Source organism: Burkholderia sp. Ac-20349, from assembly GCF_017104865.1.
GTDB classification, from domain to species: Bacteria; Pseudomonadota; Gammaproteobacteria; order Burkholderiales; family Burkholderiaceae; genus Burkholderia; species Burkholderia aenigmatica.
Genome location: NZ_JAAGPM010000094.1, coordinates 22,984 through 31,170, shown reverse-complemented (window position 1 = coordinate 31,170; position 8,187 = coordinate 22,984). Strand labels below are relative to the sequence as shown.

At 64.3% G+C, this 8,187-nt stretch carries 7 protein-coding genes; 2 read left to right on the top strand and 5 right to left on the bottom strand.

Annotated features, from left to right (window positions below):
- Positions 1–1,595: DUF2345 domain-containing protein (locus G3N61_RS26270; RefSeq protein ID WP_205823950.1), on the top strand; the 1,595-nt coding region annotated here is incomplete at its 5' end.
- A gap of 1 nt (position 1,596) precedes the next feature.
- The gene (locus G3N61_RS26265) at positions 1,597–2,451 is read left to right on the top strand and encodes a hypothetical protein (RefSeq protein ID WP_205823949.1); all 855 of its coding nucleotides are present in this window, start codon (positions 1,597–1,599) and stop codon (positions 2,449–2,451) included.
- A 124-nt stretch (positions 2,452–2,575) separates the two neighbouring features.
- Here G3N61_RS26265 and G3N61_RS26260 read toward each other — a convergent pair whose 3' ends face one another.
- The 5 genes from G3N61_RS26260 to G3N61_RS26240 all read right to left on the bottom strand — a co-directional run bounded on the left by G3N61_RS26260 (position 2,576) and on the right by G3N61_RS26240 (position 8,169).
- Entirely contained in the window at positions 2,576–3,478 is a 903-nt protein-coding gene (locus tag G3N61_RS26260) for an SMP-30/gluconolactonase/LRE family protein (protein ID WP_205823948.1), read from the bottom strand.
- Positions 3,479–3,523: 45 nt separating this feature from the next.
- Positions 3,524–4,543: an L-arabinose ABC transporter permease AraH gene (araH, locus tag G3N61_RS26255; protein WP_043186353.1), complete on the bottom strand. Its 1,020-nt coding sequence runs from the start codon at positions 4,541–4,543 to the stop codon at positions 3,524–3,526.
- A gap of 33 nt (positions 4,544–4,576) precedes the next feature.
- Positions 4,577–6,130 (bottom strand): L-arabinose ABC transporter ATP-binding protein AraG, encoded by a 1,554-nt coding sequence (gene araG, locus G3N61_RS26250; protein WP_205823947.1) that lies wholly within the window; start codon positions 6,128–6,130, stop codon positions 4,577–4,579.
- A 20-nt stretch (positions 6,131–6,150) separates the two neighbouring features.
- Positions 6,151–7,164 (bottom strand): arabinose ABC transporter substrate-binding protein, encoded by a 1,014-nt coding sequence (locus tag G3N61_RS26245; protein WP_205823946.1) that lies wholly within the window; start codon positions 7,162–7,164, stop codon positions 6,151–6,153.
- 75 nt (positions 7,165–7,239) lie between these two features.
- Positions 7,240–8,169, bottom strand: coding sequence for a Gfo/Idh/MocA family oxidoreductase (locus G3N61_RS26240; protein WP_205823945.1), 930 nt, complete (start codon positions 8,167–8,169; stop codon positions 7,240–7,242).
- Positions 8,170–8,187: the final 18 nt, after the last annotated feature.

The following is an 8,187-nucleotide window of genomic DNA, read 5'->3' as shown; positions in this document are numbered from 1 at the left end:
GTGTCGACCTCACCGCAAAGAAGACCATCAACATCACGAGTACGGCCGACAGCATCCACCTGCACGCGGCAGACGAAATCGTGCTGCACGCAGGAAGTACGGAGGTTCGCATCAGCGATCAAGGTTATGTGGTGCGAACGGCCGGCGAACATACGATCTATGCCGGCAGTCATCAGACAGACGAAGGCCAGGTGCGACCCATGCGCCTGCCGGTCACACCCGACAATCCGGGGCAGTACGCGGCGCACTTCGTGCTGTTGGAGCATGACAGCGGATTTGCGCTGCCGAACCAGCCGTACCGGGTCACGCTCGACAACGGACGCGTGATGGAGGGCGTGAGTAACGAGCTGGGCGAAACGGACGTGATGACGAGCCACGACATCGCGTTCGGCACGGTGGAGCTGCTGGCGGCGAGCGATCCGGACAAGGTGATTGCGGTAAATCGGGCCGCCATCGTGCGCGAGAACACGACGCCCTACACCGCGCAAGCGCCGAACGCCGACAAACGCACCACGACGATCAAGGGCAAGAAAGTCAGCACCCCGCAACAGGGAGCGACGTCCGAGCGTCAGCCGGCCGCGTTCGCGAGCTGCGATCCACTGAACTTCGGGTTGCGCTTCCATCACTTCATCGACGGGGCGAAACAGAGTGATACGCGAGCGGACATGCCAGTGCGCCGGGATGTCGAGTATCCGGTGGCGAAGGCCTATGCGGTAGCGATCAAGAAGGCACTCAACGGGATCGAGTGGGGCAGGTTCGATACGTTGAGCGGCGAGATATCGGATGAGGCAAAGGAAAGCATCGCGCTTGCGGTTGGCAATGTATTGAATACCGCCCTTGCGGCTGGGCCGTTTGGCATGCCAAGTGGTTCTTCAGGGGACCCAATGAAGTCAAATGGGGCGACGCCCAAGATCGATATTGTTAGTGCAACGGAAGGTGCTGCCAAATACAACATGCGTCCGGATGTCAGTGCATCATTTGTTGGCAACTACTGGGTGATAGCTATCCAGGAGAGAGAAGTCGCGAAAATCGTTAAATCATCGAATAATGCGACTGCTTTGGATGGCACGCTGAAGGCATTCGCGGATTTGCTTTATCACGAGGCACGACATTGCCAGCAAACATTTTGGATGATGGCCTTGCTTCAACAGCATCCGAGCGACTACGCGATGTTCTCTCAGGCAATGCGAGTGTATGACGACAGTATGCGCAAAGATGCTTTTTTCGCAGCCGAGAAGACGCGACTCCCAGATGACGCGCGGGTAATGGCTGGGCTACATCGCATGTTGGTTTTTCACTATTACTGGATGATTTCGCACATGCAAAATCAGACGGGCGGAACCTATATGAAACCCGATGTGCCGATCGCACAGGCCGAGGTGTGCAAGCTGTTGAGAGTGTCGCCAGAAACGGCGGCGAAGATGGTGAGTTTCGAAGAGGGATACCGGAGCCAGTTACATGAAGAAGATGCTTATGCGTGTGCGGAAGTGGTGCAAGCCTATTGGGACCGCCCTGATCGTGCTTTTGTGCGTAACCCCGGTACATGCACAGGAGGATACGATGCTTCACTTAACGCCATTGGGGGAAGGATTTAAAATGCAGACGACCGCCGAAGAGCAGCGTGCCATGCTGCGCACCATTCTTAAAACAGCAATGGCGATTCTGCGCGATGATGCACCATACGATCCTGAACATATTGTCTTCGGAGCAAATTACACAACGTGGACGCATCCTCCCGCAAAAGGATTTCTTTATAAATATGCAAATCGTGCGCTGCATGGGACGAAGATTGAATTTTCCACTGGCGATGATCCGGAGGACTACAGTGAGGATCGCGACAAGGTGAAAATTGTTCCGGCTGGAGTAAGAATTGTCGTTGACGCAAGGGTTGCCAATCTACCTGACACGGAAATAAAGTCGCTTCTTCAGTTAGAGGACTATTGGGTTAACTCTCGAGGGAATCATCGATATGGAAATGAAATAAGGACGCGCACCCCCGATGCTCCCAACTTGCAGTCCTTTCGCTATCGCTCAAAAGACGTCCCCGGTAGCAAATTTCCGATCGACGTCGATCTTGGTTACATCAATCCGGTGGATGGATCATTTCCGCAGCGACTGTGGATAGTCGAGATACGCCGCACATACAAGATTTTGACACCGGAGGAACGCGAACAGCGCCGCTTGGAAGAACAACAAGTGAAGCGCCACAAATACGGGTTGATGAATCTGTGCACGGGGATGCTGTGTCCTGAAACGGGGATCTGGCAGGGATATACCAAGACTTCCAGCTCGGATATTCATATGATCCGGAAGGGGCATAAATTCCCCGATGTCCGCACGCTGACCCCTCGGGAGCAAGCGAAGCGAAACCAGTACACGAACTTGTTTGAGCCGGGTCAGTGGATGTGGGTAGAGGAATATGTGGAGCCGGAGTGGATGAAGGAAGGCTGAACCGGATCAAGCATGAGCCGGAAAGACGAAAGTCCATAAGCAAAATCGCGTTCAAGACATCCCTTCCGAACACGCCGGATTCTTGTCCGCGAATGGATGGACTCCCTCGGTCATCGCCGGCCATTCAGGCCGTGGGCATCCCCGCAAACCGCGCCGTCGGCAGCCCCGCGTGCCGCGTCTGCGCGACGAACACGCCGCCCGCATGCGGGTCGTCGGCCAGCGCATCGTCGCTCAGCCCGATGCGTGCGCTCGTCACGTACAGGCGTCCTTCACCGTCGAGCGTCACGCAGCTCGGCTGAGCGGTCGGCACCGCAATGCGTTCCGTCTCCACGCCATCCGGCCCGTAGCGCACCACGCGCCTGCCGCCCCACTGCGCGTTCCACAGGCCGCCGTCGCGATCGATCATCGAGCCGTCCGGGTCGCCGTCGGGATCGGTCAGGCGCGCGAACGGCCGCACGTTCGCGACGTCGCCGCCCGCGCGGTAATCGCAGACGAAGATCTCGCGCACGAGCGAATCGCAGAAGACCATCTTCGACCCGTCCGGCGAGAACGCGATGCTGTTCGCGATCGCCGCCCGCGGCAACGCGAGCCGTTCGAGCGTGAGGTCGGCATTGAGCCGGTAAAACCCGCCGACCGCTTGCGGCGGCTCGCTACCCTCGTCCTTCATCCCGAACACGAACGCGCCGGACGGATCGCAACGCCCGTCGTTCAGCCGCGTCGGCAGATCGGGCTCGACGTCGACGATTCGCGTGAACACGCCGCTGCGCAGGTCGAAGAACGCGAGATGCGTCGCGAGCCCGACGAGCAGCACGTCCGGATCATGCGTCAGTGCGAAACACGCGAGCCGTTCGGGCATCGGCCAGTGTGCAAGGTCAGAACCATCCGCGCGGCAACGCCACAGTTGCGCGCCTTCGATATCCACCCAGTACAGCGCTTGCGTCCTGTCGCACCACGTCGCGCCTTCGCCGAGCGTGTTGCGGGTGTCCGCCAGCAGCGTCGCAGACGCGGCCGGATCAATCTGTTGCATGCCGTCTCCCGATATTTTTCGCATTCGCGGGCCGCCGCGCTTTCGTCAGATCTTCATCGCGCGGCGCTGGTTGCGACGATACTGGTCGAACAGCACCGCGAGCAACAGAATTCCGCCGCGTATCAGATATTGGTAAAACGTCGGCACGTTCAGCAGGCTCATCGCGTCCTGCACCGCGCCCATGATCAGCACGCCGACCAATACGCCGGAGATCGTCGCGACGCCGCCCGTCAGCGACACGCCGCCGAGCACGCACGCGGAGATCACGCCGAGTTCGAGCCCGACCGACGTCTTCGGATCGCCGAGGCTCATCCGCGACGCGAGCATCACGCCCGCGAAACCGGTCACGAGCCCCTGCAGTACGAACACGGTGATCTTGATGCGCATCACCGGCAGCCCCGCGAGCAGCGCGGCCTCGCCGTTGCCGCCGACGGCCAGCACGTTCTTGCCGAATACCGTCTTGCGCAACAGGAAGCCGAACACGACGAAGCCGACGATGTTGCTCCAGATCGGATAAGAGATGCCGAGGAACGAGCCTGACCCGAGTTCGAAAAAGCGCTCCTCGGAGATCATCACCGCGTCGCCGTTCGACGTGATGAACGCGAGCCCGCGCACGACTTCCATCATCGCGAGCGTGACGATCAGCGAATTGATCCGCCAGCGCGCGATCAGCACGCCGTTGACGAGCCCGACCGCGCCGCCCGCCAGTATGCCGGCCGCGATGCCGAGCGCCACGCTGTGCGTCGCGGTGATCAGCGTCGATGCGACGACGCCCGAGAACGCGACGATCGACGCAACCGACAGGTCGACCTCGCCGAGCGCGAGCACGAACATCATCGTCACCGCGATCGAGCCGATCAGCGTGACCGACAGCAGCAGGCCCTGGATGTTGCGCGGCGTGAGGAAGTCCGGCACGGTCAGCGACAGCGTCGCGAACAGCACGAGAAACACCATCACGATGCCGGAGCGGTTGATCAGCTGCCACACGCCGCCGCGTGCGCGTGCGGGCACGGCGGCGGCATCGGGGGACGGGGAAGTGCGTTGGGGTTGCATGGCCTGGCTCATGTCATTGGCATTCCGGTTGATCGTTGCGGGGCGCTAGCGCGGCAGTGCGAGCTTGATCAGCGCGTCGGGCGTCGCCTGCGCCTTCGCGACCTCGCCCGCGATCCGTCCTTCCTTCATCACGACGATCCGGTCCGACACGCCGATCACCTCGGCCAGGTCGCTCGACACGAGGATCACCGTGCGGCCCGCTTCCGCGAGTTCGTAGAACAGGTTGTAGATTTCCGCGCGCGCGCCGACGTCGATGCCGCGCGTCGGCTCGTCCATCAAAAACACGTCGATCCGCTCGGCCAGCCAGCGCGCGAGCACGACCTTCTGCTGGTTGCCGCCGGACAGCGCGCCGATCGGCGTGTCGCCGTCGCGGGTCTTGATCGCGAGCCGTTCGATGTAGCGTTGCGCGAGTTCGCGTTCGCGCCGCGCGTCGAGCAGCATCCGCGCCGGGCTGAAATGCCGGCGCGCGCTGATGTTCAGGTTGTCGGCCACCGACGCGATCGCGACGATGCCCTCCTGCTTGCGGTCTTCCGGGCACAGCGCGAGGCCGGCGCGCACCGCGTCGCGCGGGCTGCCGAACGCAACGCGCCGCCCGTGCAGCTCGACATGCCCTGCGCTCGGGCGCGCGGCGCCGTACAGCAGCTTCATCAGCTCGGAGCGGCCCGCGCCGACCAGCCCGAAGAAGCCGACGATCTCGCCGCGCCGCGCGGTGAACGACACGGGCTCGGACAAGCCGGGCCCCACGAGCCCCTTCGCCTCGATCAGCACGTCGCCGGCAGGGCGCGGCCGGTAGCCGTACACGTCCTCGATCGAACGGCCGACCATGCAGCCGATCAACCGGTCGCGGTCGAGATCGGTCACCGAATCGAACGTGTCGATGCGGCGGCCATCGCGAAACACGGTCACGCGGTCGCACAGTTCATACACCTCTTCCATCCGGTGCGTGACGTAGATGATCGCGCGGCCTTCCGCGCGCAGCGCGCGGATGATCCGGAACAGTTGCGCGGTTTCGCGCGCGGACAGCGAACTCGTCGGCTCGTCGAACGCGATCACGCGCGCGTCGCGCATCAGCGCCTTGCCGATCTCGATCATCTGGCGCTGGCCGATCGACAGATACTTCACCGGAATACCCGGATCGATGTGCTCGCCGAGCCGCTCCAGCGCATCGAGCGCACGCGCGGCAAGCGTGCGTTCGTCGACCACGCCGAGCCGGCTCGGCAACTGCCCGAGCATCAGGTTTTCGGCGACCGTCAGCTCAGGCACCAGATGCAGTTCCTGGTAGATGATCGCGATGCCGGCTTCGAGCGCCGCGCGTGTCGACGCGAAGCGCTGCACCGTGCCGTTCAGCGTCAGCGTGCCGGCCTGCGGCTGGTTCAGGCCGGACAGCACCTTCAGCAGCGTCGACTTCCCCGCGCCGTTCTCGCCCATCAGCCCGTGCACTTCGCCCGCGCGCACCGACAGCGACACGGTGTCGAGCGCGCGCACGCCCGGGAACGTCACCGTGATGCCGTCGAGCGCGAGCAGCGGGCCGCCGGGCGGCGGTGTGCCGGCGCCGCCGCCGTCGTTGCCGGATACGGCCGTCATCGTCTGCGTCGTCATCGCGTTCTCGCGTCGCGCGCTCAGATGCCGAGCTCGGTGCGCACGGCCTGCCAGTTCGCGCGCGTCATCAGCTTGCCGCTCGTCTGCGTGTCGGCCGGCGGCGTCTTGCCGTTGCGGATCCAGTCGACGAGGTTCTGCGTGCTGTCCTTGCCGTGGTTCGTCGAGCTGACCGCGATCGTCCCGTAGAAACCGGTCGGCTCCTTCTTCTGGAATTCGGCGAACGCCTCGCCCGCGCCGTTGATGCCGACGCCGATCACGTCGGCCGCCGGGATATGCAGCTGTTCGGTCGCGCGCACCGCGCCGAGCACGGTTTCCTCGTTCAGCGCGTAGACCACCCACTTCTTCACGTTCGGATGCCGCGCGAGCACCGGCGCGGCCGCACTGAAGCCGCCTTCGTCGTCGGTCGTCTTCTGCGGCGCGTCGAAGATGTTCTCCTTGCGGAAGCCGTTCGCGAGCAACGCCTGCGTCGCGCCGTCGGTGCGCAGCTTCGCGGTCGGCAGCTCGTAGTTCGTGATCCGCAGCGCGCCGACTTCCTCGGGCTTCCAGCGGCGCCGCTTCATCTCGTCGGCAATCGCCTGGCCGACCTGGTTGCCGATCTTGGTCGCCGACATCCCGAGGTGCGGCACGTTCGGCAGCGGCTTGCCGGTCGAATCGACGAGCTGGTCGTCGACGGTCACGAACTTCATGTTGTAGCGCTTCGCACGCGCGGCGATCGCCGGGCCAAGGCGCACATCCGGCGCGCAGATCACGAAGCCTTGCGCGCCCTGCGAGCCGAGGTTGTCGATCGCGGCGAGCACCTTCTCGCCGTCGGGCGTGCCGATCTTCACGACCGAGAAATTCTCCTTCTGGCCCAGCGCGGACGCCGCGTTTTGCTCGTTGATGAACCAGGCCTGCTCGGGCATCTTCACCAGGAAGCCGATCTTCAGCGGCGCGTCGGCGCGCGCGGCGCCCTGCATGCCGAGCGGTGCGATGCATAGCGCGGCCAGCAACGCGCGCAACGTCTGGCGGCGAATCGTGTGGATCGTGCGGTTCATGCAGTGTCTCCTTGGTGTCGGCTCATGCCGTAGTGATTCGTCGTGCGTGATCGCGCCGCAGCGCGTTGCGCACGGTCAGCGGCCGAACGCGTCGGTCTGCACGCGCCGGCCGAACAGGAATGCGTCGGCGACGAGCCGCAGCGGCCGCACGTCGACGTCGCTTTCGCCGCGCGCGATCAGCGCGCGGAACTGCGCATACAGCGCCGGGTACTCGCGCTCGGGGCCGATCTCGACCGGCTCGCCGGCGATCGACAACTGCGCGCCGCCGCGGCTGATCGCGAGCACGCCGTCGGCCGTGTCGACCGCGATCTCCCATTGCTCGACCGGGCCATGCCGCCAGTCGAATTCCGCGCGCACCGGCACGCCGTCGGTATCCGCGCAATCGAGTTCGGCCGCGATCGGTGTCTGCACGTCGCTCGGCACGATGAGCGTCGCCTCGCGCAGCACCAGCTCGCGCGGCAGGATTCGCGTGACGATCGATAGCGCATTGATGCCCGGATCGAACACGCCGAGGCCGCCCGGCTCCCAGATCCACTGTTGCCCCGGATGCCAGCGCCGCACGTCTTCTTTCCAGCGCACCTGCACCGCGCGGATCGCGCGCGTCGCGAGCCATGCGCGGGCGGGCTCCACCGCGCTCGCGCAGCGCGAATGCCAGGTCGCGAACAGCGTGAGGCCATGCTCGCGCGCGAGCGCCTCCAGCGCGGCCACTTCGCCGAGCGTCGCGCCCGGCGGCTTCTCGAGCATCACGTGCTTGCCGGCTTCGAGCGCCGCGCGGGCCTGTGCGTAGCGCACCTGCGGCGGCGCGCACAGCGACACGGCATCGAGACCGGGCTCGGCCGCGAGCAGCGCGCCGAGGTCCGGGTAGTTGCGCACGCCGGCGACTTCCGCGTGACGGCTCGCGCACGCGGTCAACCTGAAGCCCGGTTCGGCATCGATCGCCGGCAGATGCTGGTCGCGCGCGATCTTGCCGATCCCGACCACGCCCAGCGAAATTGCGTCGCTCATCGTGCGTTCCTCCTGCGT

What these genes read in the sequence shown, in the direction of transcription:
- G3N61_RS26265 (WP_205823949.1), top strand. Translation starts at nt 1,597, where the DNA reads ATGCAGACGACCGCCGAAGAGCAGCGTGCCATGCTGCGCACCATTCTT.
- G3N61_RS26260 (WP_205823948.1), bottom strand. Translation starts at nt 3,478, where the DNA reads ATGCAACAGATTGATCCGGCCGCGTCTGCGACGCTGCTGGCGGACACC.
- G3N61_RS26245 (WP_205823946.1), bottom strand. Translation starts at nt 7,164, where the DNA reads ATGAACCGCACGATCCACACGATTCGCCGCCAGACGTTGCGCGCGTTG.
- araH (WP_043186353.1), bottom strand. Translation starts at nt 4,543, where the DNA reads ATGAGCCAGGCCATGCAACCCCAACGCACTTCCCCGTCCCCCGATGCC.
- G3N61_RS26240 (WP_205823945.1), bottom strand. Translation starts at nt 8,169, where the DNA reads ATGAGCGACGCAATTTCGCTGGGCGTGGTCGGGATCGGCAAGATCGCG.
- araG (WP_205823947.1), bottom strand. Translation starts at nt 6,130, where the DNA reads ATGACGACGCAGACGATGACGGCCGTATCCGGCAACGACGGCGGCGGC.